This window comes from Mesorhizobium waimense, from assembly GCF_003601975.1.
GTDB lineage: Bacteria > Pseudomonadota > Alphaproteobacteria > Rhizobiales > Rhizobiaceae > Mesorhizobium > Mesorhizobium waimense.
In genome coordinates this window covers 54542-79794 of record NZ_QZWZ01000013.1, presented here as the reverse complement: position 1 = coordinate 79794, position 25253 = coordinate 54542, and the positions used below count along the sequence as shown (strand labels likewise).

Below are 25253 nucleotides of genomic sequence, written 5' to 3'. Positions count from 1 at the left end.
AGATCGACATCCGGTTCGCGGTTTGACGCAATGATTAGGTGAAAGAACAAGACGAAATGCTTGAGATCAAGAATTTGCATGCCCGCATCGTCGATGACGGTACCGAGATTATCCGCGGCCTGAACCTGACGGTGCAAGCCGGCGAGGTCGCCGCCATCATGGGCCCGAACGGTTCGGGCAAGTCGACCCTGTCCTATATCCTCGCCGGCCGCGAGGACTATGAGGTCACCGAAGGCGACATCCTCTACAACGGCCAGTCGATCCTCGAAATGGATCCGGCCGAGCGCGCTACCGCGGGCATCTTCCTGGCCTTCCAATATCCGATGGAGATACCCGGCGTCGCGACGATGGAATTCCTCAAGGTGGCGATGAACGAGCAGCGCAAGGCGCGTGGCGAGGAGCCGCTGAAGATCCCGGAATTCTTGAAGCGGGTGAAGGACGCTGCCGGCTCGCTCAACATGGACATGGCGATGCTGAAGCGGCCGCTCAACGTCGGCTTTTCCGGCGGCGAGAAGAAGCGCGCCGAAATCCTGCAGATGAAGCTTTTGGAGCCGAAGCTTTGTGTGCTCGACGAGACCGATTCCGGCCTCGACATCGACGCGTTGAAGATCGTCTCGGACGGCGTCAACGCGCTGCGCTCGCCGGACCGCGCCATCGTCGTCATCACCCACTACCAGCGCCTGCTCGAGCACATCGTGCCGGACTCGGTGCACGTGCTCTACAAGGGGCAGGTCATCAAGTCGGGCGACAAGTCGCTGGCGCTCGATCTCGAAGCCAATGGCTATGCCGGCGTGATCGGCGAAGCCGCGTGAGATGCCAGGGGTGGAACTGATGAACATGCACGCACAACCGCAGCGCACCCCGGCCGAAACGGCGTTGATCGACGCCTTCGGCGAGCGGCTGTCGCTGCTGCCCGGCGACGGCGTGGTGATGCTGAAGCGCGATGACGCCATCGAGGCGATCAAGCACGGCCTGCCGACCCGGCGCATTGAATCCTGGCACTACACGGACCTGCGCCGCCTGCTGACTTCGGTGCCGGAGTTCGATCCCGCAGCCGCCACCAAGGCCATCGCGCCGATCGTCGAAGGCTCTGCCATCTTGCCGGTCTTAAACGGCGTGTCGAGCACGAAGACACCGGCGATCGAGGGCGCCACCGTGCAGCGCCTGTCGGAAAAGCTGACCGACGGCAGCATCGCGCCGGGGCTCGATCCCTATGGCAGCGACGACGCCATCGGCGCGCTGAACACCGCCTTTGTTGCCGACGGCTATTTCGTCGACATCGCCGACGGGACCCAGCTTGAAAAGCCGATCGAACTGCAGAACCTGCAGGCCGGCGGCCAGACCCATGTGCGCCTGGCCGTCCGCGTCGGCGCTGGTGCCAAGGCAAGCGTCGTCGAGCGCCAGACCGGCGATGGTGCGGCATTGGGCAGTTCCGTCAGCCAGCTCGTGCTGGGCGAGGGCGCCGAGGTGACCTGGCTGATCGTGCAGGAGCAGCCGGAAACGGCGACGCACCTGGCGCAGTTCAAGGCGCATCTCGGCAAGAATTCGAAGCTGACGGTGTTCTTCATGAATGCCGGCGGCAAGCTTGTGCGCCAGGAGATCGTGGTCAGGACGACGGGCGAAGGCGCCGACTTCAAACTGCGCGGCATCAATCTGCTTGCCGGCGACACCCATACCGACGTGACCATGGTGCTCGACCATGCCGTGCCGCACACGACGTCGACGGAAGTGATCCGCAACGTGGTGACCGGCAAGGCGCGCGGCGTGTTCCAGGGCCGTATCAACGTCCACCAGTATGCGCAGAAGACCAACGCCAAAATGGCCTGCAACACGCTGCTTCTGTCCGACGATGGCGAGTTCTCGACCAAGCCCGAGCTGGAAATCTTCGCCGACGACGTCGTCTGCGGCCACGGCGCGACCGTCACCGAGATCGACCACGACCATCTGTTCTACCTGATGGCACGCGGCATCGACGAGAAGAGCGCGCGGGGGCTGTTGGTGAAGGCCTTCGTCGCCGAGGTGATCGAGGAACTGGACGACGAGGCCATCGTCGAGGCGCTGGAAGCAAGGCTCGACGGCTGGTTCGTCGCGCACGGGTGAACCTATGAACGCACCAGGCAAGATCGGAGATTTCTACGACGTCGAGGCGATCCGCCGCGATTTCCCGATCCTGTCGCGGGAAGTCTACGGCAAGCCGCTGGTCTATCTCGACAACGGCGCCTCGGCACAGAAGCCGCAGGCGGTGCTCGACGCCATCCAGCACGCCTACAGCCAGGAATATGCCAACGTCCATCGCGGCCTGCATTTCCTGTCCAATGCCGCGACCGACGCCTATGAAAAGGCGCGCGAGACGGTGCGCCGTTTCCTCAACGCACCGAGTACCGACAACATCGTCTTCACCTCGAACACGACGTCGGCGATCAACACGGTTGCCTATGGCTATGGCATGCCCAACATCGACGAGGGCGACGAGATCGTGCTGTCGATCATGGAGCACCACTCCAACATCGTGCCCTGGCATTTCATCCGCGAGCGGCAGGGCGCCAAGCTGGTCTGGGTGCCGGTCGACGATCTAGGCGTCTTCCACATCGAGGAATTCGAGAAGCGCCTGACCTCCCGCACCAAGCTCGTCGCCATCACCCAGATGTCGAATGCGCTGGGCACGGTGACGCCGATCAAGGAGATCGTGCGCATCGCGCACGCGAAAAACATTCCGGTGCTGGTCGACGGCAGCCAGAGCGCCGTGCACATGCCGATCGACGTGCAGGACCTCGACTGCGATTTCTTCGTCTTCACCGGACACAAGGTCTACGGCCCCTCGGGCATAGGCGTGCTCTACGGCAAGAAGGATATTCTCGAGCGCATGCGCCCCTTCATGGGTGGCGGCGAGATGATCGAGGAAGTGACGGAGGACATCGTCACCTACAATGAGCCGCCGCACCGTTTCGAGGCCGGCACGCCGCCCATCGTGCAGGCGATCGGCCTGGGCGCGGCGCTCGACTACATGGACAAGGTCGGCCGCGAGCGCATCGCAGCGCACGAGGCTGATCTCAAGGACTATGCGCATGAGCGGTTGCGCGCCATCAACTCGCTGCGCATCTTCGGCGACGCGCCGGGCAAGGGCGCCATCATTTCGTTCGAGTTGCAGGGCATCCACGCGCATGACGTGTCGATGGTGATAGATCGGCAGGGAGTAGCGGTCCGCGCGGGCACCCATTGCGCCCAGCCGCTGTTGAAACGCTTCGGCGTAACCTCCACATGCAGGGCATCGTTCGGCATGTATAATACCAGGGCCGAGGTCGACGCTTTGGCCGATGCGCTGGAAAAAGCGCGGAAGTTCTTCGGGTGACGATTATGGATGACGCTAGCCACACCACCGAGACCGCGCCGGAAACGGCCGTCAACCCGCTGGTTTCCGCCTCGGCCATTCCCGCCGACGAACTGGCACGGCTGACCGACGACATCGTCTCGGCGCTGAAGACGGTCTATGACCCGGAAATCCCGGCCGACATCTACGAACTCGGCCTGATCTACAAGATCGACATCGAGGACGACCGTTCGGTCAAGATCGACATGACGCTGACCGCGCCCGGCTGCCCGGTGGCGGGCGAAATGCCCGGCTGGGTGGAGAATGCCGTCGGCGCCGTCGAAGGTGTTTCCGGCGTCGAGGTCAGCATGACCTTCGACCCGCCCTGGTCGCCCGACCGCATGTCGGAAGAGGCGCAGGTGGCAGTCGGCTGGTATTAGCATCGGTCGGACAATGGGTTGGCGCACTTGCGCCTAGTATAAAACTTCACCATTTTAGGTGAAGAATCATTCGGCAGGCCTTGAACCTGCATGGAATGGAGAGAGAAAAGATGGGACGCTTCGCCGTCATCACGATGACCGAAAAGGCCGCCGACCGGGTGCGCGAGATCGTCGCCACCCGCGAAAACGCGCACGGCATCCGCCTCGGCATCAAGAAGGGCGGTTGCGCCGGCATGGAATACACGGTCGACCTGGTCACCGAGCCCAACACCAAGGACGACCATGTCGAACGCGACGGCGCCCATGTCTATGTCGCGCCGGAGGCGGCGCTGTTCCTGTTCGGCACCGAGATGGATTTCGAGCAGACGACGCTGCGCACCGGCTTCACCTTCCGCAACCCGAACCAGAGCTCGGCATGCGGTTGCGGCGAATCTGTCGAGCTTAAGCCGGCCGATCTGAAGGCACTCGCCGAGGCGCGCGCTTCCGCCTGATTTTCTTCGCCGAAGAACGCTAATCCACCCACATCCCTGTCCGCTTGTGCCAATCGGCGATCGATTCCTCGGGATAGACGTCGAACACCTTGTCGTTCCTGCCGATCTCCGGCTCGACCCAGCTCGCTTTGTATTTCAGCATCAGGTGCACCTTCTCCGGCGGCTTAGACAGCTCGCTGTCGATGGCCGAGGCGAAGGGATGCACCAGCTCCGGCCAGGTCGGGTCGTAGACCCAGAGTGCTGTTCCGCATTTCCGGCAGAAATTTCGCTCACCCGTCGAGATCTCGCATTGCGGATGTTCGTCATCCTCGATCTCGGCCCGGTAGACGCCGAGATTGCGCTTGCCGGTGACCTTCAGCGTCTCGTAGTCGGCGCCGAGATTGATGGCGAAACCGCCGCCGCCCTGTTGTTTGCGGCAGATCGAGCAGTAGCACAGCATGAACGGCACCGGCGTGTGGCTCTCCACCTCGAAGCGAACGGCATTGCAGCGACAGGACCCCTTGAGCAGAAGCGGCATGATGGATCTCCAACGTGTTTTCCCTGAACCTTGTCAGCATGGTTTTGGTTGCGGCGATGACAAGGCCGGATGCGGCTGACATGATCGCCGCATGGACAACGAACGCATAGAGGAATTGTTCGAAAGCCTGGGCCCGGTGAGGATCCGAAAACTGTTCGGCGGCAAGGGCATCTATTGCGACGGCTCCATCGTCGCGATCGTGGTGCGTGGGGATCTGATGCTGAAGGCCGACGAGCAAAGCGCGCCCGACTTCGAGGCCGTCGGCTGCAGGCAGTGGACCTACACCGGCTCAAGGCACGGCAAGCAGGTTACGATGCCCTATTGGAGCGTCCCCGACAGCGCCTTGGACGATCCAGACGAGATGGCGGTCTGGGCGCGCCGGGCGTATGAGGCCGGACGGCGGGCGGGCAAGTAGGCCTAAAGCGCCTTCGCAATCCTTGCCGCCAGCCGCGCATTGTTCTCGACCAGCGCGATGTTGGTCTTCAGGCTCCTGCCGCCGGTCAGTTCGAGGATTTTTCCCAGCAAGAACGGCGTCACCGCCTTGCCGGTAACGTTTAGCGCCTCGGCCGCCTTCTGCGCGGCCTCGATGTAGCCGGCCATCTCGTCGGCCGGGATCTCGTGGTCTTCCGGCACCGGATTGGCAACGAGCACACCGCCGCTCAAGCCGAGCGCCTGCCGAGTCTGGTAGAAATGCGCGATGTCCTCCGGCGCATGCAAGGTCAGCGGCGCCTTGAAAGGCGAATGTCTGGACCAGAAGGCCGGCATCGTCTCGCAGCCATGGCCGACGACCGGCACGCCGCGCGTCTCCAGCACCTCTAGCGTCTTTTCGATGTCGAGGATCGCCTTGGCGCCGGCCGAGACGACGATGACCGGTGTGCGCGCCAGTTCGTCGAGATCGGCCGAGATGTCGAAGCTCTTTTCCGCACCTTTGTGCACGCCGCCTATGCCGCCGGTGGCGAACATCTTTATCCCGGCCATATGCGCCGCGATCATGGTGGCGGCGACCGTGGTGCCGCCGGTGCGGCCTTGAGCGACCGCAAAGCCGAGATCGGCGCGCGACAGCTTCATGGCGTCACCCGTCATGGCGAGCGATTCGCGCTCGCCGTCTGACAGCCCGATCTTGATGCGGCCGGAAACCACGGCGATCGTCGCCGGTACCGCGCCATTGTCCAGGATGATCTTCTCGACATTGGCTGCCATGGCGCCATTGTCGGGATAGGGCATGCCGTGGGTGATGATGGTGCTTTCCAGCGCCACCACCGGCCGGCCCGCAGCCAGCGCCTCAGCCACCGGCTTGTGGATGTCGATGAAGGGGCGGGCGGTTTCCGGGGTCATTTCCGTCTCCGATCTAGCAAGCCGATATGGCCGACCTCATGCCACTTCCCGCGCCTCCGGCACAAGGGCCAGTGCCTCGGCAAAACTCGCCGCCGAGAAGCCTGGCACGGCATCGCTGCTCTCGATGGCAAGCGTCGCTGCGGCGACACCTTCTCGAAGCGCGGCGCGCAACGCCAGTCCGCGCAGCAGGGCCGCGACCGTTGCGCCCGCCAGCGCATCGCCGGCGCCAGTGACGTCGGCGATTTTTCGGGGGGCAGGGGGAGCGACAGCGAAAAGCCCATTTCCGTCGAAGGCCAGCACCGGCGCGCCGCCCGCCGTCACCACGCCGCTTGTGAGGCCGGCGCGCCTCAGCCCCTCGACCAGACCTTGCTCGGAGGCATCGGCGTCTACCCCGGCGAGCGCGACCGCCTCGCGCCGGTTCATGAACAGCAGGGCAAGACTGCCCAGCACCGGCATCAGCCGCACCACCTTGGCCGGCGAGATGGCGATGGCGAACACCGGCTTGGCTCCGGCGAGCGCCACCAGCCGTTCCAGCGCCGTGGTCGGCAGATTTGCGTCGCACAGGATCGCGTCGGCGTCGGCAATCACCTCGCGCACCTTGGCGCGGCGGATCTGCTTGGGGAAGGCGAGATCGTATAGTGCCATGTCGGCAAAGCCGACGATCAGCTCGCCGTCACGGTCGATCAACGCAGTATAGCTCGGCGTGGTACGGTCGAGGAACACCGCCGACAGGTCGGCGATCCCAGACGCGGCAATAGCGCGCGACACCGTCTCGCCCGAAGCGTCGCCGCCACGCAGCGAAAGCAGTGAGGCCGAAAGCCCGCGCCGCACCAGGCTGCGCAGCGCGTTGAAGACGCCGCCGCCGACATCCTCGCGCATTGTGCCTGGGTTGGACGCGGCCGGCACATACGGACCCGATACCTGGCCGCGCCGGTCGATATGGGCGCCGCCCACAGCCAGTATCTTTGAGGATTTCACCATGCGGGCGATATGACATTTGTTATTCCAGCCGCACAAGCGCTAGGCTGTGCGGCTGGGCTTCGCAAGGCAAGGGAGCGATTCGGCGGATCAAAACAATCGGACCGCCTGATCGGATGCGGGATGCTCCATGGAACGAAGGGATGAGACAAAAAAAGAACAAATCCCGGATATCGATTGTTTTTCAGATATTTGATACCCCTTGCCAAACGAGAACAAAAAAGGTACAAATAGGGCAGGGATTACGGATTGTCCGGCCTTCATTGACGACCAAGGGGTGATGTATCATGGCTCAGAATACTTTGCGGCTTGTAGAGGACAAGGCAGTGGACAAATCAAAGGCTCTGGACGCGGCGCTGTCGCAGATCGAACGCGCTTTCGGCAAGGGCTCGATCATGCGCCTTGGCGCCAATGAGCAGGTCGTCGAGATCGAAACCGTGCCCACCGGGTCGCTTGGCCTCGACATCGCACTTGGCGTCGGTGGCCTGCCGCGCGGCCGCATCGTCGAGATTTACGGGCCGGAAAGCTCGGGCAAGACGACGCTGGCGCTGCACACGGTGGCGGAAGCCCAGAAGAAGGGCGGCATCTGCGCCTTCGTCGATGCCGAGCACGCGCTCGATCCGGTCTATGCCCGCAAGCTCGGCGTCGACCTTGAGAACCTTTTGATCTCGCAGCCCGACACCGGCGAGCAGGCGCTTGAGATCTGCGACACGCTGGTGCGTTCCGGCGCCATCGACGTGCTGGTGGTCGATTCGGTTGCGGCGCTGACGCCGCGCGCCGAAATCGAGGGCGAGATGGGCGATTCGCTGCCCGGCCTGCAGGCCCGTCTGATGAGCCAGGCGCTGCGCAAGCTGACCGCCTCGATCTCGCGCTCCAACACCATGGTCATCTTCATCAACCAGATCCGCATGAAGATCGGCGTCATGTTCGGTTCGCCCGAAACCACGACCGGCGGCAATGCGCTGAAATTCTACGCCTCGGTCCGTCTCGACATCCGCCGCATCGGCTCGGTCAAGGACCGCGACGAGGTCGTCGGCAACCAGACCCGCGTCAAGGTCGTCAAGAACAAGCTGGCGCCGCCCTTCAAGGTGGTCGAGTTCGACATCATGTATGGCGAGGGCGTCTCCAAGACCGGCGAACTGGTCGACCTCGGCGTCAAGGCCGGCGTGGTCGAGAAGTCGGGCGCCTGGTTCTCCTACAATTCGCAGCGCCTCGGCCAGGGTCGCGAGAACGCCAAGCTGTTCCTGCGCGACAATCCTGACACGGCGCGCGAGATCGAACTGGCGCTCAGGCAGAATGCCGGGCTGATCGCCGAGAAATTCCTCGAAAATGGTGGCTCCGAAGGCGGAGACGACGGTTTCGAGGACGAAGCCGGCGCGATGTAGGGCACTGGCCAGAGTTCGGCCATAAACCCGGCCTCCTGACGCTTAAGTAACCGAGTTCTACAGTATCGCGTTCCAAACCGCCGGCCTCGAGCCGGCGGTTTTTGTTTTTGGGCGGCATGGTTTGGCCCAATTCCCTGTTTCTGGACAGGGTGGAGCGTGCCCGTTAAAAGGCCATGTCAGTTTCCGCCGGGTTGCCGGCGGTTTTCGCGAAAAGGCAGCACTCATGAGTGGCGTGAACGAGATCCGGTCGACCTTTCTCGACTATTTCCGCAAGGAGGGCCACGAGGTCGTGGCCTCGAGCCCGCTGGTGCCGCGCAACGACCCGACGCTGATGTTCACCAATGCCGGCATGGTGCAGTTCAAGAACGTCTTCACCGGTCTGGAGAAGCGGCCCTATTCGCGTGCGACGACCGCGCAGAAAAGCGTGCGCGCCGGAGGCAAGCATAACGATCTCGACAATGTCGGCTACACGGCGCGCCACCTGACCTTCTTCGAGATGCTCGGCAATTTCTCCTTCGGCGACTATTTCAAGGAGCGCGCCATCGAGCTTGCCTGGAACCTGATCACCAAAGAGTTCGGGCTGACCAAGGACAAGCTGCTGGTCACCGTCTATCACACGGACGACGAGGCTGCCGGCTTCTGGAAGACGATCGCCGGCTTCTCCGACGATCGCATCATCCGCATACCGACCTCCGACAATTTCTGGGCGATGGGCGACACCGGACCGTGCGGACCGTGCTCGGAAATCTTCATCGATCGTGGCGAGCATATCTGGGGCGGTCCTCCAGGCACCCCCGAGGAGGACGGCGACCGCTTCCTCGAATTCTGGAACCTGGTGTTCATGCAGTATGAACAGGTGACCAAGGAAGAGCGCATCGACTTGCCGCGGCCCTCGATCGACACCGGCATGGGCCTGGAGCGCATGGCCTCCATCCTGCAAGGGGTGGAAAGTGTCTTCGAAACCGACCTGTTCCGCCATCTGATCGACACTGCGTCGTCCGCGCTCGGCCGCGGTCCGGATGCCGACACTGTCGGCTCGTTCCGCGTCATCGCCGACCATCTGCGGTCCTCTTGCTTCCTGGTGGCCGACGGCGTGCTGCCGTCCAATGAAGGCCGTGGCTATGTGCTGCGTCGCATTATGCGACGCGCCATGCGCCATGCGCAGCTACTCGGTGCGAATGAGCCGCTGATGTGGAAGCTGGTGCCGGCGCTGGTCCGAGAGATGGCGCAGGCCTATCCGGAGTTGGGGCGCGGCGAAGCGCTCATCACCGAGACATTGAAGCTGGAAGAGACGCGCTTCCGCAAGACGCTGACGCGTGGCCTCGGCCTGTTGTCGGACGCGACGGAAACACTCGGCGCCGGCGACATGCTGGATGGTGAGACGGCCTTCAAGCTCTACGATACCTACGGCTTCCCGCTCGATTTGACGCAGGACGCGCTGCGCCAGCGCAGCATATCGGTCGATCTTGCTGGCTTCACCGACGCGATGGAGCGGCAGAAGGCCGAGGCGCGCAAGAGCTGGGCTGGTTCCGGCGACGCTGCCACCGAGACCGTCTGGTTCGCCGTGCGTGAAAAGTCCGGCGCCACCGAGTTCCTCGGCTACGAGACCGAGCAGGCGGAAGGCCTCATCCTGGCGCTGGTGAGTGACGGCAAGACCGTCGACAGCGCGAACAAGGGCGACGCGGTTGCCGTGGTCGTCAACCAGACGCCGTTCTACGCCGAGTCCGGCGGCCAGATGGGCGACACCGGCGTCATATCAGGCGAAGGGTTCTCGATCGAGATCTCCGACACCCAGAAGAAGGCCGACGGGCTCTTCGTGCATCTCGGCAAGGTGGCCAGCGGCACGGTCAAGACGGGCGCTTCCGTCGAGCTGAAGGTCGACCATGCGCGCCGCTCCAGGCTGCGCGCCAACCACTCCGCCACGCATCTGATCCACGAGGCGCTGCGCGAGGTGCTGGGCACCCATGTCGCGCAGAAGGGCTCGCTGGTCGCGCCCGAGCGCCTGCGCTTCGATATCTCGCACAACAAGCCCATTTCGGCTGAAGACCTCGAACAGGTCGAACGCATGGCGAACGAGATCGTCGTGCAGAACAGCCCGGTGACGACGCGGCTGATGTCGGTCGACGACGCCATCGCCGAGGGCGCCATGGCGCTGTTCGGTGAAAAATACGGCGATGAGGTGCGTGTCGTGTCGATGGGCACCGGCCTGCATGGCGCCAAGGCCAACCGACCCTATTCGGTCGAGCTCTGCGGCGGCACGCATGTCAGGGCGACCGGCGACATCGGTCTGGTGCGCGTTGTTTCGGACAGCGCGGTCGCCGCCGGCGTGCGCCGCATCGAGGCGCTGACCGGCGAGGCCGCCAGGAAACATCTCGATGAGCAGGACAGACGGCTGAAGACGGTCGCCGCGACGCTGAAGATTTCGCCGGCCGATGTGCCGGCGCGCGTCGAGGCGCTGCTCGACGAGCGCAAGAAGCTCGAGAAGGAATTGACCGAAGCGCGCAAGAAACTCGCGCTGGGCGGTGGTGCCGCCGCCGGCGCGCCGGCCGAGAACGAGACCGTCGCCGGTGTCGGCTTCCTCGGCAAGGCCGTCTCCGGCGTGGCGCCGAAGGATCTGAAGCCGCTGGCCGACGCCGGCAAGACGTCGCTGGGCTCCGGCGTCGTCGTCTTCGTCGGCGCCGGCGAGGACAACAAGGCCAGCGTCGTGGTCGCCGTGACGGACGATTTGCTCAGCCGCTTCAGCGCCGTCGACCTGGTGCGCGTGGCGTCCGCCGCGTTGGGTGGGCAGGGCGGCGGCGGCCGCCCGGACATGGCCCAGGCCGGCGGTCCCGACGCCTCGAAGGCCGGTGACGCGATTGCAGCGGTAAGGGCGGCGCTCGAGGCAGCCTGAAAGCCACCACATGAAGGTCCTTGTTCTCGGCGGCTATGGTCTGATCGGGGAAGCCCTCATCGGCCGTTTGCTCCGCGACGGCCATCATGTGGCCGGCCTTGGCCGCGATGTTCTGGACGCTGAACGGCGCAGGCCAGCGGTGCGCTGGATTGCGGCCGACATGTCGCGGCTGCTGGCCGCTGAAGACTGGCTGCCGGTGGTTGCGGGCGTGGATGTGGTCGTGAATGCGGCAGGTGCCCTGCAGGACGGTCCGCGCGACCGTCTCGACGCCGTCCACCGACGCGCGGTGGTGGCGCTGGTCGCGGCATGCGAACAGGCCGGCGTGCGCCGTTTCGTGCAGATTTCCGTGATCGGCGTCGATCCCGCATCGGCAAATCCATTCTTCAGCACAAAGGCTCAAGGCGACAAGGCCGTCGCAGGCTCGTCCCTGGAATGGACGATCCTGCGCCCGGGTCTGGTGATCGCGCCGGCGGCCTATGGCGGGACCGCGCTTTTGCGTGCTCTTGCGGCCTTCCCCGGCTTTGTTCCTGCCGTCCTGTCGCGCCAGCCGATCCAGACTGTATCGGTCGCCGACGTTGCTGAGGCGGTCTCACGTGCGGTTGCCGGCTCTCTGCCGCCGCGCCTTGCCATCGATCTCGTCGAAGGCAAGGCCCGCTCTCTCGCTGATATCCTGTCTGCCTTTCGTGGATGGCTTGGTCTGCCGCCGGCGCGGGTCGTGCCGATGCCGCCTATTCTCGGCCGGCTTGTCGGCGCCGTTGCCGATGGCCTTGGCACCCTCGGTTGGCGATCTCCTTTGCGCAGCTCGGCCCTTGCCGCGCTGGCGGGTGGCATCACAGGCAATGCCCAGCCCTGGAATGACGTGTCCGACCATCCGCTTCAGCCGCTGGACGCAACGCTGGCCGACATGCCCGCGCATGTTCAGGAGCGATGGTTCGCTCGCCTCTGGCTGGCAAAGCCGGTCATCTTGGCCTGCCTGTCCCTGTTTTGGCTTGTTTCGGGCATCGTCGGCCTGATCCGGCAAGACGAGGCCGCGGACATTCTCGTCTCGCGCGGCGTGCCGGCGAATTTCGCGCAGATCTCGGTTCTGACCGGCAGCGTGGCGGATATGCTTGTCGGCGCGGCGGTCCTGGTCCGGCCTTTGGCCAGGCCGGCGCTGCTGACGATGATTGCGATCACACTGTTCTATCTGGCGGCGTCGACGCTTCTTGCTCCCGAGCTGTGGCTCGCTCCGCTGGGGCCGCTGGTCAAGACGATCCCCGCGCTTTGCCTGGTGGTGGTGGCGCTGGCGGTTCTCGACGAGCGATGAGCCTCTGGGTTGACATGCTGCGCTGGGTGCACGTCATCGGTGCCACGGTTCTGTTCGGCACCGGCGCGGGCATCGCCTTCTTCATGCTGATGGCGCAACGAACCGGTCGGGCCGATCTCGTCGCCCATGTCGCGGGCACCGTCGCCATCGCCGACACCATCTTCACTGCAACGGCCGTCATTGTGCAACCGATATCAGGTGTGCTGCTGGCGCATGCATCGGGCTGGCCACTGTCCGATGGCTGGATCGTGCTGTCCTTGGTGCTCTATGTCGTGACCGGTTTGTTCTGGCTGCCCGTTGTCTGGATCCAGATCCGGATTCGAAATCTGGCGCGACAGGCGGCCATCGAGAATGCACCGCTGCCCGCCGAAGAGAAGCGCTTGTTTCGCATCTGGTTCGCTTGCGGCTTTCCGGCTTTCGCTGCGGTGCTCGCCATTCTCTGGCTGATGGTCACTCGGCCGGAAATCAGTTTTTAGGCCTCGCACAGGTGACAGCTCAGCCTGCTGCACCGCCGCCTAGGCTTGCTTCGCCGATTTCAGCGCGTGCGTCATTCTGCTGGAGTCGCCCCAGGTGGACAGCCAGATCAGGCAATCTGTGGCGATGGAGATGGTTGTCCTTAGAAGGTTCAACAACGGGCCGGGCGATTTCAGCTGTTCTTCGGCGTGATGGAGATGGGCGAGCTCTTCCTCCCGGATCGCCAAGATGATGCCGTGCAACTCACGATCACGGTCGATCAAAAAGAATAGCTGGTCGTCCAGATGGCGATGCACCGCTGCTTCGACGGCAGCCGTGCAGGCCCAGATGCCTTGCGGTCCGAGCAGCGCCGTCACGAAACCCAGCAGCCAGCCGCCCCAACTCCAGAATTGCATCACCCTGCACGGTCGCGAATGCCGCGGCGGCATGGCGGCATGGAAGGCGGCGCAGTGATTGCGCTCGTGCCCGAGCATCTCCGACAGGGACGGCACGCAATCCGGCCAAAAGCGTTTCGCGACAAGAATCTGCGCCGAATAGATTCTGATTGCCCCGAACTCGCCGGCGTGGTTGACCCTGACAATTCTGGCCACGGTGAGTGCGTCCTGGTGAGAAAGGTCAGCCATGCACGCGCCCGGACCTATGTCACCCTGTTGGCAAAGCCTGGACGCGCCGCGATGTGCGTCCACCACGCCTGGATATCGGGGAATTCGGCCAGAAGGCTTTGCCCTTCGGCGACCCTGAGGAAATAGTCGATGATGGGCGCTGCATGCAGGTCGGCCAGCGTCAGTTGGTCACCCAGCAGCCACGGTCCCTCAGCTTTCAGGGATGAAAGCACCCGCACCGCCGTGCTCGCCGTCGAAAGCCCGCTGGCAATCAGCGCCTCGTCGGGCGGCACTTTCTCCAGCCGTTCGACGGCAACATCCCAGACCATCGCCCGGTAGCCATAGGCATCGAGCATGCCGATGATCTGGTTCATCCTTGCTCGGCCGCGCGGGTCTTGCGGCTGCAGCGCCCGTCCGGCAAAAGCCTCGTCGACATAGCGCGCGATCGCGCTCGCCTCGAACAGGCGAAAGCCGTCATGCTCGAAGGCCGGGATGCGGCCGAACGGATGGTGCTCGAGATACCAGGCCGGAATGCCTTCCGCCGCGAAGACATCGACCGGCACGAGCTCGTAATCGATGTCCTTTTCCTCGAGCGCGAGGCGGACGATGCGCACATAGACGCTGTAGTCCGCCCCGTAGACGATGGGCTTGCCCACGTCGCTTGCCGGTCAGGCCATCGCCTTCTGCAGGTTCTCGTCGATCTTGTCGAGGAAACCGGTGGTCGACAGCCAGGGCTGGTCGGGGCCGATCAGCAGCGACAGATCCTTGGTCATGAAGCCGCTCTCGACGGTCTGGATGCAGACCTTTTCCAGCGTCTCGGCAAAGCGCTTCAGCTCGGCATTGTCGTCGAGCTTGGCGCGGTGGGCGAGCCCGCGCGTCCAGGCGAAGATCGAGGCGATCGAATTGGTCGAGGTTTCCTCGCCCTTCTGGTGCTGGCGGTAGTGGCGGGTGACGGTGCCGTGCGCGGCTTCCGCTTCCCCCGTCTTGCCGTCCGGCGTCATCAGCACCGAGGTCATCAGGCCGAGCGAGCCGAACCCTTGCGCCACCGTGTCGGACTGCACGTCGCCGTCATAGTTCTTGCAGGCCCAGACATAGCCGCCCGACCATTTCAGGCTGGAGGCCACCATGTCGTCGATCAGCCGGTGCTCGTACCACAGCTTCTTGGCCTTGAACTCGGCTTCGAACTCGGCCTCGTAGACTTCCTGGAAGATATCCTTGAAGCGGCCGTCATAGGCCTTGAGGATGGTGTTCTTGGTCGACAGATAGACTGGATAGTTGCGCAGCAGGCCGTAGTTCAGCGACGCGCGGGCGAACTCGCGGATCGACTCGTCGAGATTGTACATGGCCATGGCGACGCCGGCCGCCGGCGCGTCGAACACGTCGTGCTCGATCACCGCGCCGTCCTCGCCGACGAACTTGATCGTCAGCTTGCCCTTGCCGGGGAAGCGGAAATCGGTGGCGCGGTACTGGTCGCCGAAGGCGTGACGGCCGACGATGATCGGCTTGGTCCAGCCGGGCACCAGGCGCGGCACGTTCTTCATGATGATCGGCTCGCGGAAGATGGTGCCGCCGAGGATGTTGCGGATGGTGCCGTTCGGCGACTTCCACATCTTCTTCAGCTTGAATTCCTCGACGCGCTGCTCGTCGGGGGTGATCGTCGCGCATTTCACGCCGACGCCGTATTTCTTGATGGCGTTGGCCGCGTCGATGGTCACCTGGTCGTTGGTGGCGTCGCGGTGCTCGACGCCGAGGTCGTAATAGTCGAGCGTGAGGTCGAGATAGGGGTGGATCAGCTTGTCCTTGATGAACTGCCAGATGATGCGGGTCATCTCGTCGCCGTCGAGTTCGACGACCGGGTTCGCCACCTTGATCTTCGCCATGGAAAGAATGCCTCGTTGCTGGGGGATATCGGAACGGCCTGCCCGCATGGCTTTCGGCCGGGGATGCGGCCCGTATATCAAAGCATTTTTGGCCGCGCAAACGGCATCCGCAGCGGCCGGCTCGACCGCGACATCGGCGGTTCCTTGCGAGAGCTTCATTTTCGCTGCTGAATATGGCAGGGGACGCTGAAATGCCGCAAACAGAAGTTCATTGACGACGATGTCAGCCGACGAGAATCCCAGCAACACTGCCGCAGCGGGCCCGGCGATCATCCTCGTCGAGCCGCAGCTTGGCGAGAATATCGGCATGGTCGCGCGCGCCATGGCCAATTTCGGCCTCGCCGAACTTCGCCTGGTCGATCCGCGCGACGGCTGGCCGAGCGAGAAGGCGCGTGCAGCCGCGAGCCGCGCCGACCATGTCATCGATGCCGTCAAAGTGTTCGACGATCTCGCCTCGGCGGTCGCCGATCTCAATTTTGTCTTCGCCACCACGGCGCGCGAACGCGACGGCTTCAAAGCCGTGCGCGGCCCGGTCGAGGCGGGCAGGGCGCTGCGGGCACGCCACACGGCCGGCCAGCGCACCGGCATCCTGTTCGGCCGCGAGCGCTTCGGCCTCTACAATGACGAGGTCGGCCTTGCCGACGAGATCGTCACCTTTCCCGTCGATCCCGCCTTCTCCTCGCTCAACATCGCGCAGGCGGCACTTCTGATGTCTTATGAATGGATGAAGTCGGGCCTCGAGGACGAGACGAAGACCAATTTCTCCAGCCCCGAAATGCTGCCGGCGACCAAGGAGCAATTGCACGGCCTGTTCGCCTATCTGGAAGGCGCGCTCGAAGCACGCGGCTATTTCCGCCCGGCGCAGAAGAAGCCGAAGATGGTCGACAATCTACGCGCGGTGCTGACCCGCGCCGCTTTCGCCGAGCCGGAACTCAAGGTGCTGCGCGGCATCATCTCGTCGCTCGACAGGTTTTCACCGGCGATGCCGCGCGGCGACGGTTCGCCTGGAGACGATCCAAGGCGGCTTCCTGCGGCAGCGGCGCGAATCCAGTCGCCGGAAAAGGAAGAATAGAACCGGTTAACTTTGAGGCTCGCCAGTAACCGAATCTTATTCGGTTTCGTCCATTGTCCCCAAAACTGGGGGTGTTGGATGTTTACATCCAGTATCGGTCGTTTGCGCTTCTTTCTTTACTCTATCGCCGCGATGGTGGCGGAGATTGTGGCGATCGTTGTCTGCATCGCGGGAACGATCGGCTTCGCGGGGCTGATCAATTCGACACCTGGCCCGTCGCGGCAGGGGATGGCTGGCGTCATCCTGGTCATGTCTCTGGTGTTTGTGCTGCTGCGCGGCAACATCGCCTGGCGCCGCAGCCGCGATGCCAACGGACGCAGTTGGATCCTGTGGGCCTACATCGTGTTCTCCGCCATCTACGCGGTCCTGCAGGCAGGCACCTTGCTGGTCATCGACTTCGGCAATCCGGACAGCGTTCCCGGCGGCCTGAACCTGCTCGGCCTCTCCATATTCGGCCTCTGGATAACAATCCTCGTGGCGAAGCCAGCAGGCGGCGTCGATATCAACGAACTGACATCCGTTTTCGATTTCGATGGCGCTGTTCCCGCCTCTGCGGGCGGCGGCAGGATGGCCACCAGCGCTGCACCGAATGCCACGCCGGCCACGCGCTCGGCGCCGGTCGCTCAGCCAATCGGCCGGCCACGGCCCGCCGGCTTCGGCAAGCGCGGGCTCTGAACAAAGCGCGTGGCGATTTTCCGTCCGGAATAGCGCAACTTGGCGGGCATCTCGCCACTTCATAACCATGATCGTTCCCGATAGAAGCGCCATTGGCCAAATGATAGGCCATCCTCTTCTCGTGGTTCCCAGCCTCTTCTCGTGATCAGATGACCATGAACGATCGATCAAGCCACCGCCCGATCCTGATGTTCGATTCCGGCGTTGGCGGTCTCACCGTGCTGCGCGAGGCGCGCGTTTTGATGCCTGATCGCCGCTTCGTCTATGTCGCCGACGATGCGGCTTTCCCCTATGGCGCCTGGGAGGAGCCGGCCCTCAGGACGCATATACTGGAGTTGTTCGCAAGGCTGCTCGACCGGTTTGCGCCGGCCATTTCGGTCATCGCCTGCAACACGGCCTCGACGCTGGTCATCGATGCCTTGCGAGAGCGATTTCCCGGACATCCTTTTGTCGGCATGGTGCCGGCGATCAAGCCGGCGGCGGAGCGCACGCGCTCGGGCCTGGTCTCGGTGCTGGCAACGCCAGGCACCGTCAAGCGCCAATATACGCGCGACCTGATCAGCAAATGGGCCTCGAAATGCCATGTGCGGCTGGTCGGCTCCGATCGCCTTGCGCCGCTGGCCGAAATCTACATGCGTGACGGCTTCGTCGACGAAGAGGCAGTGCGCGCCGAGATCGCGCCGTGTTTCGTCGAGCGTGACGAACTGCGCACCGACATCGTCGTGCTTGCCTGCACCCACTATCCCTTCCTGGCGAACCGCATGCGCAAGACGGCACCTTGGCCGGTCGATTGGCTCGATCCCGCCGAAGCGATCGCACGCCGCGCCGTTTCGCTGCTCGCCGACATTGACCCCAACGGTCGCGGCGAGACCTTGCCGGAAGGCGCCGACCTTGCGGTGTTCACCTCGAACAGAATCGATTTCCCGACCCGCCGGCTGTTGCAGGGCTTTGGGCTGGCGATGTCTTGATCGTCGGAACCGGGAACATCACCGGGGACGGCTACGTTTTCCTCCCATAGCAACGGGAGAACCGATCATGCCAGCCACCTCGAAAGCCCAGCAAATGGCTGCCGGCGCGGCACTGTCCGCCAAGCGCGGCGAGACGAAGAAGAGCGAGCTCAAAGGCGCATCGAAGGAAATGTACGAATCGATGAGCGAGAAGCAGCTCGAGGAATTCGCCGAGACCAAGCGCAAGGGGCTGCCCAAGAAGAAGCATTGAAGCGCCACACCAGCGGCGGTCCATCAAAAGCCCGGGGGGGCACCTCAAGCGTCCGTTGTAGACTAGGCGACGCCTTGTAGATTGGAACGACACTTTGGAGATTGGAAACATGGCCTCAAGCGGATGGACAACGTAGGAATCGTCGTCGAAGACCTCGGAGGGACGATTGATTTCTTTCGCGAACTCGACTGGGCGATCAGCGCGTCGAGATTGCCATGATGCGCACACCGGACGGCCACAGCCGGCTCGAGCTCTCCCGCTTCCTCACGCCGCCTGTCGTCGCAGATCACCGGAACGCCCCGGTCAACGCCCTAGGCTACCTCCGCGTCATGTTCGCCGTGGACGACATCGAGGAGACGCTTGAAAGGCTCCGCACGCGCGGCGCGCAGCTCGTAGGCGAAGTAGTCCAGTATAAAGACGCGTATCGGCTCTGCTACATCCGTGGGCCTGAAGGGCTTCTCATCGGACTCGCCCAAGAACTCAGCTGAGCGCAATACGAAGACAAATGGCGAAGAGTGACCAATGTCAGCGAGCGCGTCCGAGGCGACCCGCCTGTTCGAGGTGTGCGTCCGAATGGACGCACGTCGCTCAAACGCCGTTGGCGCAACCTCCCGCCACATCCGGCACCGCACTCAACCGTGAGACGCTATACTGTCACTATCGCCGGCGCCAGTCGCGAGCTTGACACCGGTTGAATCTCCGTTTAACCAGCCCCCCAACACCGGGCCGCAATGCCCGGTCGTTTATTTTGCATGGCAAGACCTCAGGGAAATCAGGTTTTTCGTTTCCTTGGTCTTGTTTGAACTGACGTGTCCCGTGGGTTTTCCGTCGCGTTGCGTGGAAAACCCTGTCAGGTCTCGAAAACGGAGGCCAGAGGAGGGCGCGTTTCCTTCACCTGGACCATGAGGTTCCGGGTGGTTTGTTTTGAAAGGGAATGCGATGAGCAAGCGCGAATCCGCGAAGTACAAGATCGACCGCCGTCTTGGCGAAAACATCTGGGGCCGCCCGAAGTCCCCGGTCAATAAGCGTGAATACGGCCCCGGCCAGCACGGCCAGCGCCGCAAGGGCAAGCTTTCCGATTTCGGCCTGCAGCTGCGCGCCAAGCAGAAGCTGAAGGGTCACTATGGCGACGTTTCGGAAAAGCAGTTCCGCAAGGTCTATGAAGAGGCCGATCGCCGCAAGGGCGACACCTCGGAGAACCTGATCGGCCTGCTCGAGTCGCGTCTCGACGCGGTCGTCTACCGCGCCAAGTTCGTGCCGACCATTTTCGCCGCCCGTCAGTTCGTCAACCACGGCCACGTCAACGTCAACGGCAAGCGCGTCAACATCGGCTCGTACCGCTGCAAGCCGGGTGACGTCGTGGAAGTGCGCGAGAAGTCGAAGCAGCTGGTGATCGTGCTGGAATCGGTTGGCCTCGCCGAGCGCGACGTGCCCGACTACATCGAAGCCGACCACAACAAGATGGTCGCGACCTTCGCGCGCATCCCCGGCCTGTCGGACGTTCCGTTCGCCGTGCAGATGGAACCGAACCTGGTCGTTGAATTCTATTCGCGCTGATCGAACGCGTTCAGCCACACCACCGAAGGCCGCCCGTCGAGGCGGCCTTTTCTTTTGTGCATCGCGCTTTGCCAAAAACCGATTTCGATTTCCGGGCCGATGCGCTAATCCGGGCGCAGCAGAGATTTGGGCCGACGCGCCATGAACATGTTGCCAGACGCCGACTCACTTGAACCGGTCGCCGATGCCGAAGGCGGCTTCCATCCGCTGTTCGCCGATGTGCCGTCGTCCGTCGAGTTCAACAAGCTGCGCAAGCGGCTGCTCAGGCTCACCCGCCAGGCGATCGACGATTTCGCGATGGTCAGACCCGGCGACCGCTGGCTGGTGGCCTTGTCGGGCGGCAAGGATTCCTACGGTCTGCTCGCCGTGCTGCTCGATCTCAAATGGCGCGGGTTGCTGCCGGTCGAGCTTCTGGCCTGCAATCTCGATCAGGGCCAGCCAAACTTCCCCAAGCACATATTGCCGGACTATCTCGCCAGAAACGGCATCCCACATCGCATCGAGTATCAGGACACCTATTCGGTGGTCACCGACAAGCTGCCCGAGGGCAGCACCTATTGTTCGCTGTGCTCGCGGCTGCGGCGCGGCCATCTCTACCGCATCGCGCGCGCGGAGGGCTGCTCGGCACTTGTGCTCGGCCACCACCGCGAGGACATTCTCGAAACCTTCTTCATGAACCTCTTCCACGGCGGCCGTCTCGCCGCCATGCCGCCAAAGCTGCTCAACGACGAAGGTGATGTCATGGTGCTGCGGCCGCTCGCCTATAACGCCGAGGCCGATCTCGAGAAATTCGCAGCCGCCATGAAGTTCCCGATCATTCCCTGCGACCTCTGCGGCAGCCAGGAAGGCCTGCAGCGCAACGCCATGAAGGCGATGCTGGACGATCTGGAAAAGCGCATGCCCGGCCGCAAGGACACGATGATCCGCGCCATGGCCAATGTGCGGCCCTCGCATCTGCTCGACCGAAAACTGTTCGATTTCGCCGCTCTCAACGAAGCTCCAGATCTCCGGCAAGACAATCCCGATGACATTTGACGACAAAGCGATCGACTGGCTCGCCGACCTTCTGTCCGACGCGGCCAAAGCCGAGATCATGCCGCGCTTTCGCCGGTTGGGTGAGGGCGACATCCGCCAGAAGACATCCGCCGCCGATCTGGTGACGGAAGCCGACGTCAATGCCGAGCGGCTGATCACGGCGCGGCTGCGCGAGCATTATCCTGAGGCCATGATCGTCGGCGAGGAAGCCTGCTCCGACAATCCGGCGCTGCTTGGCGGCCTCGGCGACGCCGATCTTGCCTTCGTCGTCGATCCGGTCGACGGCACCTTCAACTTCGCTTCCGGTGTGCCGCTGTTCGGCGTCATGCTGGGCGTCGTGGTCAAGGGCGAGACCGTCGCCGGCATCATCCACGATCCGGTCGGCAAGGACTGGCTGATCGGCGCCAAGGGCGCCGGCAGCCATATCCGTCACGCCCATGGCAGCCTGGAGGAGGTGCGCGTCGCGGAGCCAGTGCCGATATCGCAGATGACCGGCGCGGTGTCATGGCAGTACATGCCGGAGCCGGAGCGCTCGCGGCTGGCGCGCAACCAGACGAAGTCGCTCTCGCAATTCGGCTATCGCTGCGCGGCCCACGAATACCGCCTCCTGGCCAGCGGCCACGCCCATTTCGTCGTCTACAACAAGCTGATGCCGTGGGATCATCTTGCCGGCGCGCTGATCCACACCGAGGCAGGCGGCTATGCCGCGCGCTTCGACGGCAGCCCTTACCGGCCTTCGCATCTCGACGGCGGTCTGCTCGTCGCACCCGACAGGCAAAGCTGGCAGGAGTTGCGCCGCGAACTCTGGGCCGAATAGGCGATGAACCCTCGGTCCGCATTTGTCGCAGCGGCCCTTGCCATCGCCCTTGTTGCCGGTTCCAGCGAAGCAGGAGCGCAAGCGCGCACCTGTCACAGCCCCGTTCCCGTCGACACCTTGAAGGAGATGTCGGCCGCCATCTATGCCTGTTGGAAACCGCCGCCTGGAACCGCAGGCATGTCCCTCACGTTGCGGTTCTCGCTTCGCCGAAACGGCACACTCATCGGCAAGCCACGTGCCCTTTTCCGATCTGGGAACCGACAGCGCGTTGAACCGGGCCTTCGTGGCTTCCATCCTCAAGGCTCTGGATGAGGCTCTGCCATTGCCCTTTTCGGACAGCATGGGTGGCGCAATCGCAGGGCGCATGCTTGCCCCTCGCTTCACGGCAACCTTCGAAAGAGCCTCGTAAAGGGTGTCGCCCAAAAGTGGGCAGCGATTTTAGGACAACGACACGCGCAAAACAAAAAAATAGAGCGCCCGCGCGCGCGTCAAACCGGTGGGTTGTGCGGCTGGAACATCTTGCCGCGCTCGGCGATGAAGATCATGAGCAATGCCGCAACCGAGACGCTGCAGAAGCCGGCGGCTAAAGGCGTCACCGTGCCGTTGAAGGCCTGGCCGATCAGCGTGCCGAGGATGCCGCCGAGGAAGGTCTGCATGAAGCCGAGAATGGACGATGCCGTGCCGGCCAACTGCCCGAGCGGCTCCATGGCCAAGGCGTTGAAGTTGGCGCCGAGCGCCCCGAACGGCACCATCGCGCAGGCAAAGAAAGTGATGAACAGCCAAAGCGGCATCTTCATTTCCAGCGAGACCACCAGCCATGCAAGGCTGATCACCAGGAACAGCAGCAGGGCGCTTTGCGACAGCCGGCGCATGCCGAAGCGGCCGACGAGGCGTGAGTTCAGATAGTTGGAGAAGGCGAGCACCGCCGCGACACCGGCGAAAATGACCGGGAACATCTCGCCGACATTGAACACGTCGACATAGATCTGCTGAGCCGAGGCGATGAAGCCGAACATGGCTCCAAAGATGAAGGTGCTGGCGAAGGCATAGCAGAGCGCGATGCGGTTGGTGAGCACGATGCGGAAACCGCCGACGATGGATGCGGCCGTCAGCGGTCGGCGATATTCGGGATGCAGCGTCTCGGGCAGGCGCAGCAGCGACCAGGCGGACACGATCAACGCGCCGATGGCCATGGTGATGAAGATCCAGTGCCAGGAGGCGAACAGCATGATGAACTGGCCGATGCCCGGCGCCACAACCGGAATGGCCATGAACACCATGAAGATCAGCGACATCACCTCGGCCATGCGCCTGCCGTCGAACGTATCGCGCACGATCGAAACGGCGATGACGCGCGTGGCGGCGGCACCGATGCCTTGCACCATCCTGAGCAGGAGCAGCGTCGCGAAGGACGGGGCAATTGCCGCCGCGCCGGCCGCCAGCACATAGATGATCAGCCCGGCGACAAGCGGAGGGCGGCGCCCGAAACGGTCGGAGATCGGCCCGAAGAAAAGCTGTCCGCCGCCGAAGCCGAGAATATAGGCGGTGATCACATACTGGCGGTGGTTTTCGTTGACGACGCCGAGCGAGGCGCCGATCTGCTGCAGCGCCGGCAGCATGATGTCGATGGCCAAGGAGTTGAGCGCCATCAGCGCCGCGCACAGCGCGATGAATTCCCAGCGCGGAATAGGCAGGCTGCTTGTCTGCTGCGGCGCTTCGACCTGCTTGTCCACGGCAAAGTCCGATCTTTCAAACGAGCATGCGCCGGTGAACCGGCGCATTAGCTCGCCTCATTCCCGAGGCCCGGGAGTTTGAATTGCCGAGGTGGGGGCAGCCCCGAGCGCTTTAGCACAAACCGAAGTTAGGCGGCGCCTTTGACGCTGACGCCTTTTTCGACGAGGAACGTCTGCAGTTCACCGGCCTGGAACATCTCGCGCACGATGTCGCAACCACCGACGAACTCGCCCTTGACGTAGAGCTGCGGAATGGTCGGCCAGTTGGAATAGTCCTTGATGCCTTGGCGCAGTTCCGCCGAGTCGAGCACGTTCACGCCTTTGTAGTCAGCCCCGATATAGTCGAGGATCTGGACCACCTGGCCGGAGAAACCGCACTGCGGAAAACCGGGCGTGCCCTTCATGAAGAGCACCACGTCGTTGCTCTTCACTTCGCTGTCGATGTAGTCGTTGATACCGCTCATGGAGGATCCTTTCACGCCTGTGGGAGTCAGGCTCGAAACATAGCCATCAAATAAACCCATAGGTTGACCGAAACAAGATGTTTGCGCCGCGGCCGCGGAAATGGCGCAAAGGATCGCCGATATTGGGCCAAGCATCTGAGCCAACCGCTTTCTCCGGGACATGATGAAAAGACGATATGGCGCCGCGATCCTGATCGCCATCCTGCTGGTGGCGTTGGCTCTGGCCTGGTGGTCGAGACGCCCCGCGCCGCCGCCTCTGGTCGTCGGCGGCGAACTGCCGGCACCCTGCCGGGATATCGGCTTCGAGGCGGTGTCCTATGTCGTCTGCGAGATCGACCTTCGCGCCGACGCCATCGGTGTCTTCCATGCCGGCGCCGATGGCAAACCCTTCGGCTCGCTGCAGGCTTTCGACAAGGCGATGGCAGGTGAGGGCCGGCCGGTGCTGCTCGCCATGAATGGCGGCATGTATCACCAAGACCTGACACCGGTCGGCCTTCTGGTCGAGCATGGTGTTCAAGAATCGCCGCTCAACCTCGCCGACGGCGAGGGCAATTTCTTCCTGAAACCGAACGGCGTGTTCCTGATCGGCAAGGACGGCAAGGCGGCAGTCATGGAGGCGAGCGCCTATGCCGCCACGCCGGATGTGGCGTTTGCCACGCAATCCGGGCCGATGCTGGTCATCGACGGCCAGATTCACCCGCGCTTCGAGCCGAACGGTACTTCGCGCTACATCCGCAACGGTGTCGGCGTGCGTGGCGGCAATACGGTCGTGCTGGCGATCTCGCGCTCGGCGATCAGCCTCGGCAGCTTCGCACGGCTCTTCCGCGACGCGCTCGGCTGTCCCAACGCGCTGTTTCTCGACGGTGCGGTCTCGGCACTGTCGGACGGCGAGCGGATGATCGTCGGCGGGAACTATCCGGCAGGCCCGATCATCGCCGTGTCGTCAAAGAAGCCCGCGACCGAGTAGCCCCCGAAGAATGCCTTCGTCCGCCTTTTCCGGCATCAATCGGCTGTCGCCCGGAATATAGCTATAGCTAAATCTTGAAGCATACGCTATCCTCGCCGCGATCTGGAGGA

General features: G+C 63.4%; 26 protein-coding genes and 1 pseudogene. 19 read left to right on the top strand and 8 right to left on the bottom strand.

Translation table 11 applies throughout. The features are described 5' to 3' along the window. The first annotated feature begins 56 nt into the window (after positions 1 to 56). From sufC to sufA, 5 genes are all read left to right on the top strand, one after another. On the top strand, positions 57 to 812 hold the full coding sequence (gene sufC, locus D3227_RS17945) for a Fe-S cluster assembly ATPase SufC (RefSeq protein ID WP_120015500.1): 756 nt from the start codon (positions 57 to 59) through the stop codon (positions 810 to 812). A 19-nt stretch (positions 813 to 831) separates the two neighbouring features. Next, positions 832 to 2100, top strand: a complete 1269-nt coding sequence (sufD, locus tag D3227_RS17940) for a Fe-S cluster assembly protein SufD (RefSeq protein ID WP_120015689.1) — start codon at positions 832 to 834, stop codon at positions 2098 to 2100. A gap of 4 nt (positions 2101 to 2104) precedes the next feature. Further along, positions 2105 to 3349: a cysteine desulfurase gene (locus D3227_RS17935; RefSeq protein ID WP_120015498.1), complete on the top strand. Its 1245-nt coding sequence runs from the start codon at positions 2105 to 2107 to the stop codon at positions 3347 to 3349. Between the two features lie 5 nt (positions 3350 to 3354). After that, positions 3355 to 3747 (top strand): SUF system Fe-S cluster assembly protein, encoded by a 393-nt coding sequence (locus D3227_RS17930; protein ID WP_120015496.1) that lies wholly within the window; start codon positions 3355 to 3357, stop codon positions 3745 to 3747. A 110-nt stretch (positions 3748 to 3857) separates the two neighbouring features. After that, complete coding sequence (sufA, locus tag D3227_RS17925) at positions 3858 to 4238, top strand: Fe-S cluster assembly scaffold SufA (RefSeq protein WP_120015687.1); 381 nt, start codon at positions 3858 to 3860, stop codon at positions 4236 to 4238. A gap of 19 nt (positions 4239 to 4257) precedes the next feature. Here the strand turns inward: sufA and D3227_RS17920 are convergent, their stop codons facing one another. Beyond that, a complete protein-coding gene (locus D3227_RS17920) occupies positions 4258 to 4755 on the bottom strand; it encodes a GFA family protein (protein ID WP_120015494.1) in 498 nt (165 codons plus the stop codon). 91 nt (positions 4756 to 4846) lie between these two features. Here D3227_RS17920 and D3227_RS17915 point away from each other — a divergent pair, with 91 nt between their 5' ends. Next, positions 4847 to 5170 carry a TfoX/Sxy family protein gene (locus D3227_RS17915; RefSeq protein WP_120015492.1) on the top strand — a complete coding sequence of 108 codons (324 nt, stop codon included), beginning with the start codon at positions 4847 to 4849 and terminating at the stop codon, positions 5168 to 5170. Positions 5171 to 5172: 2 nt separating this feature from the next. Here D3227_RS17915 and D3227_RS17910 read toward each other — a convergent pair whose 3' ends face one another. Both D3227_RS17910 and D3227_RS17905 read right to left on the bottom strand, forming a co-directional pair. Continuing rightward, complete coding sequence (locus D3227_RS17910) at positions 5173 to 6090, bottom strand: pseudouridine-5'-phosphate glycosidase (protein WP_120015490.1); 918 nt, start codon at positions 6088 to 6090, stop codon at positions 5173 to 5175. Positions 6091 to 6126: 36 nt separating this feature from the next. Continuing rightward, positions 6127 to 7071, bottom strand: a complete 945-nt coding sequence (locus tag D3227_RS17905) for a carbohydrate kinase family protein (RefSeq protein WP_120015488.1) — start codon at positions 7069 to 7071, stop codon at positions 6127 to 6129. Positions 7072 to 7355: 284 nt separating this feature from the next. Between D3227_RS17905 and recA the strand changes: the two genes are divergently transcribed. The 4 genes from recA (at position 7356) to D3227_RS17885 (ending at position 13125) form a co-directional block, all read left to right on the top strand. Further along, positions 7356 to 8453, top strand: coding sequence for a recombinase RecA (recA, locus tag D3227_RS17900; protein WP_120015486.1), 1098 nt, complete (start codon positions 7356 to 7358; stop codon positions 8451 to 8453). Positions 8454 to 8676: 223 nt separating this feature from the next. Beyond that, complete coding sequence (gene alaS, locus D3227_RS17895; protein WP_120015483.1) at positions 8677 to 11343, top strand: alanine--tRNA ligase; 2667 nt, start codon at positions 8677 to 8679, stop codon at positions 11341 to 11343. Positions 11344 to 11353: 10 nt separating this feature from the next. Further along, positions 11354 to 12649, top strand: coding sequence for an SDR family oxidoreductase (locus tag D3227_RS17890; protein ID WP_120015481.1), 1296 nt, complete (start codon positions 11354 to 11356; stop codon positions 12647 to 12649). Beyond that, complete coding sequence (locus D3227_RS17885; protein ID WP_120015478.1) at positions 12646 to 13125, top strand: DUF2269 family protein; 480 nt, start codon at positions 12646 to 12648, stop codon at positions 13123 to 13125. The genes D3227_RS17890 and D3227_RS17885 overlap by 4 nt, the downstream gene beginning before the upstream one ends. Positions 13126 to 13164: 39 nt before the next feature. Here the strand turns inward: D3227_RS17885 and D3227_RS17880 are convergent, their stop codons facing one another. Genes D3227_RS17880 through D3227_RS17870 form a run of 3 tightly spaced genes read right to left on the bottom strand, consistent with a single transcriptional unit; the run spans position 13165 to position 15605 of the window. Continuing rightward, the gene (locus D3227_RS17880; RefSeq protein ID WP_120015476.1) at positions 13165 to 13746 is read right to left on the bottom strand and encodes a demethoxyubiquinone hydroxylase family protein; all 582 of its coding nucleotides are present in this window, start codon (positions 13744 to 13746) and stop codon (positions 13165 to 13167) included. 14 nt (positions 13747 to 13760) lie between these two features. Then, entirely contained in the window at positions 13761 to 14381 is a 621-nt protein-coding gene (locus tag D3227_RS17875; RefSeq protein ID WP_120015473.1) for a glutathione S-transferase family protein, read from the bottom strand. A 12-nt stretch (positions 14382 to 14393) separates the two neighbouring features. Further along, the gene (locus D3227_RS17870) at positions 14394 to 15605 is read right to left on the bottom strand and encodes an NADP-dependent isocitrate dehydrogenase (protein WP_120015685.1); all 1212 of its coding nucleotides are present in this window, start codon (positions 15603 to 15605) and stop codon (positions 14394 to 14396) included. A 220-nt stretch (positions 15606 to 15825) separates the two neighbouring features. Between D3227_RS17870 and D3227_RS17865 the strand changes: the two genes are divergently transcribed. From D3227_RS17865 to D3227_RS17830, 8 genes and pseudogenes are all read left to right on the top strand, one after another. Then, positions 15826 to 16677, top strand: a complete 852-nt coding sequence (locus D3227_RS17865) for an RNA methyltransferase (protein ID WP_120015471.1) — start codon at positions 15826 to 15828, stop codon at positions 16675 to 16677. A gap of 78 nt (positions 16678 to 16755) precedes the next feature. After that, positions 16756 to 17352, top strand: coding sequence for a hypothetical protein (locus D3227_RS17860; RefSeq protein ID WP_147377618.1), 597 nt, complete (start codon positions 16756 to 16758; stop codon positions 17350 to 17352). A 155-nt stretch (positions 17353 to 17507) separates the two neighbouring features. Next, the gene (murI, locus tag D3227_RS17855) at positions 17508 to 18320 is read left to right on the top strand and encodes a glutamate racemase (RefSeq protein ID WP_120015683.1); all 813 of its coding nucleotides are present in this window, start codon (positions 17508 to 17510) and stop codon (positions 18318 to 18320) included. A gap of 67 nt (positions 18321 to 18387) precedes the next feature. After that, positions 18388 to 18570: a DUF3008 family protein gene (locus D3227_RS17850; RefSeq protein WP_120015466.1), complete on the top strand. Its 183-nt coding sequence runs from the start codon at positions 18388 to 18390 to the stop codon at positions 18568 to 18570. Between the two features lie 123 nt (positions 18571 to 18693). Then, positions 18694 to 19058: pseudogene (locus D3227_RS17845) on the top strand (VOC family protein). 451 nt (positions 19059 to 19509) lie between these two features. Continuing rightward, positions 19510 to 20127 carry a 30S ribosomal protein S4 gene (gene rpsD / locus D3227_RS17840; protein ID WP_006206017.1) on the top strand — a complete coding sequence of 206 codons (618 nt, stop codon included), beginning with the start codon at positions 19510 to 19512 and terminating at the stop codon, positions 20125 to 20127. Positions 20128 to 20268: 141 nt separating this feature from the next. Further along, on the top strand, positions 20269 to 21162 hold the full coding sequence (gene ttcA, locus D3227_RS17835; RefSeq protein ID WP_120015463.1) for a tRNA 2-thiocytidine(32) synthetase TtcA: 894 nt from the start codon (positions 20269 to 20271) through the stop codon (positions 21160 to 21162). Next, complete coding sequence (locus tag D3227_RS17830) at positions 21152 to 21979, top strand: inositol monophosphatase family protein (protein WP_120015461.1); 828 nt, start codon at positions 21152 to 21154, stop codon at positions 21977 to 21979. Before ttcA ends, D3227_RS17830 begins: the two co-directional genes overlap by 11 nt. A gap of 488 nt (positions 21980 to 22467) precedes the next feature. On the opposite strand, the gene D3227_RS17820 is transcribed toward D3227_RS17830, so the two are convergent. After that, positions 22468 to 23667 carry a multidrug effflux MFS transporter gene (locus D3227_RS17820; protein ID WP_167480749.1) on the bottom strand — a complete coding sequence of 400 codons (1200 nt, stop codon included), beginning with the start codon at positions 23665 to 23667 and terminating at the stop codon, positions 22468 to 22470. Positions 23668 to 23840: 173 nt separating this feature from the next. Further along, positions 23841 to 24176 carry a Grx4 family monothiol glutaredoxin gene (grxD, locus tag D3227_RS17815; protein ID WP_120015458.1) on the bottom strand — a complete coding sequence of 112 codons (336 nt, stop codon included), beginning with the start codon at positions 24174 to 24176 and terminating at the stop codon, positions 23841 to 23843. A gap of 163 nt (positions 24177 to 24339) precedes the next feature. On the opposite strand from grxD, the gene D3227_RS17810 reads away from it, so the two are divergent. Beyond that, positions 24340 to 25143: a phosphodiester glycosidase family protein gene (locus D3227_RS17810; RefSeq protein WP_245451787.1), complete on the top strand. Its 804-nt coding sequence runs from the start codon at positions 24340 to 24342 to the stop codon at positions 25141 to 25143. Positions 25144 to 25253 lie beyond the last annotated feature (110 nt).

What these genes read in the sequence shown, in the direction of transcription:
- D3227_RS17860 (WP_147377618.1), top strand. Translation starts at nt 16,756, where the DNA reads ATGTTTACATCCAGTATCGGTCGTTTGCGCTTCTTTCTTTACTCTATC.
- rpsD (WP_006206017.1), top strand. Translation starts at nt 19,510, where the DNA reads ATGAGCAAGCGCGAATCCGCGAAGTACAAGATCGACCGCCGTCTTGGC.
- D3227_RS17880 (WP_120015476.1), bottom strand. Translation starts at nt 13,746, where the DNA reads ATGGCTGACCTTTCTCACCAGGACGCACTCACCGTGGCCAGAATTGTC.
- sufC (WP_120015500.1), top strand. Translation starts at nt 57, where the DNA reads ATGCTTGAGATCAAGAATTTGCATGCCCGCATCGTCGATGACGGTACC.
- D3227_RS17810 (WP_245451787.1), top strand. Translation starts at nt 24,340, where the DNA reads ATGAAAAGACGATATGGCGCCGCGATCCTGATCGCCATCCTGCTGGTG.
- D3227_RS17830 (WP_120015461.1), top strand. Translation starts at nt 21,152, where the DNA reads ATGACATTTGACGACAAAGCGATCGACTGGCTCGCCGACCTTCTGTCC.
- D3227_RS17915 (WP_120015492.1), top strand. Translation starts at nt 4,847, where the DNA reads ATGGACAACGAACGCATAGAGGAATTGTTCGAAAGCCTGGGCCCGGTG.
- recA (WP_120015486.1), top strand. Translation starts at nt 7,356, where the DNA reads ATGGCTCAGAATACTTTGCGGCTTGTAGAGGACAAGGCAGTGGACAAA.
- sufA (WP_120015687.1), top strand. Translation starts at nt 3,858, where the DNA reads ATGGGACGCTTCGCCGTCATCACGATGACCGAAAAGGCCGCCGACCGG.
- D3227_RS17930 (WP_120015496.1), top strand. Translation starts at nt 3,355, where the DNA reads ATGGATGACGCTAGCCACACCACCGAGACCGCGCCGGAAACGGCCGTC.
- D3227_RS17850 (WP_120015466.1), top strand. Translation starts at nt 18,388, where the DNA reads ATGCCAGCCACCTCGAAAGCCCAGCAAATGGCTGCCGGCGCGGCACTG.
- D3227_RS17910 (WP_120015490.1), bottom strand. Translation starts at nt 6,090, where the DNA reads ATGACCCCGGAAACCGCCCGCCCCTTCATCGACATCCACAAGCCGGTG.
- D3227_RS17890 (WP_120015481.1), top strand. Translation starts at nt 11,354, where the DNA reads ATGAAGGTCCTTGTTCTCGGCGGCTATGGTCTGATCGGGGAAGCCCTC.
- D3227_RS17935 (WP_120015498.1), top strand. Translation starts at nt 2,105, where the DNA reads ATGAACGCACCAGGCAAGATCGGAGATTTCTACGACGTCGAGGCGATC.
- ttcA (WP_120015463.1), top strand. Translation starts at nt 20,269, where the DNA reads ATGAACATGTTGCCAGACGCCGACTCACTTGAACCGGTCGCCGATGCC.
- alaS (WP_120015483.1), top strand. Translation starts at nt 8,677, where the DNA reads ATGAGTGGCGTGAACGAGATCCGGTCGACCTTTCTCGACTATTTCCGC.
- D3227_RS17905 (WP_120015488.1), bottom strand. Translation starts at nt 7,071, where the DNA reads ATGGTGAAATCCTCAAAGATACTGGCTGTGGGCGGCGCCCATATCGAC.
- D3227_RS17920 (WP_120015494.1), bottom strand. Translation starts at nt 4,755, where the DNA reads ATGCCGCTTCTGCTCAAGGGGTCCTGTCGCTGCAATGCCGTTCGCTTC.
- sufD (WP_120015689.1), top strand. Translation starts at nt 832, where the DNA reads ATGAACATGCACGCACAACCGCAGCGCACCCCGGCCGAAACGGCGTTG.
- D3227_RS17865 (WP_120015471.1), top strand. Translation starts at nt 15,826, where the DNA reads ATGTCAGCCGACGAGAATCCCAGCAACACTGCCGCAGCGGGCCCGGCG.
- D3227_RS17870 (WP_120015685.1), bottom strand. Translation starts at nt 15,605, where the DNA reads ATGGCGAAGATCAAGGTGGCGAACCCGGTCGTCGAACTCGACGGCGAC.
- murI (WP_120015683.1), top strand. Translation starts at nt 17,508, where the DNA reads ATGAACGATCGATCAAGCCACCGCCCGATCCTGATGTTCGATTCCGGC.
- grxD (WP_120015458.1), bottom strand. Translation starts at nt 24,176, where the DNA reads ATGAGCGGTATCAACGACTACATCGACAGCGAAGTGAAGAGCAACGAC.
- D3227_RS17885 (WP_120015478.1), top strand. Translation starts at nt 12,646, where the DNA reads ATGAGCCTCTGGGTTGACATGCTGCGCTGGGTGCACGTCATCGGTGCC.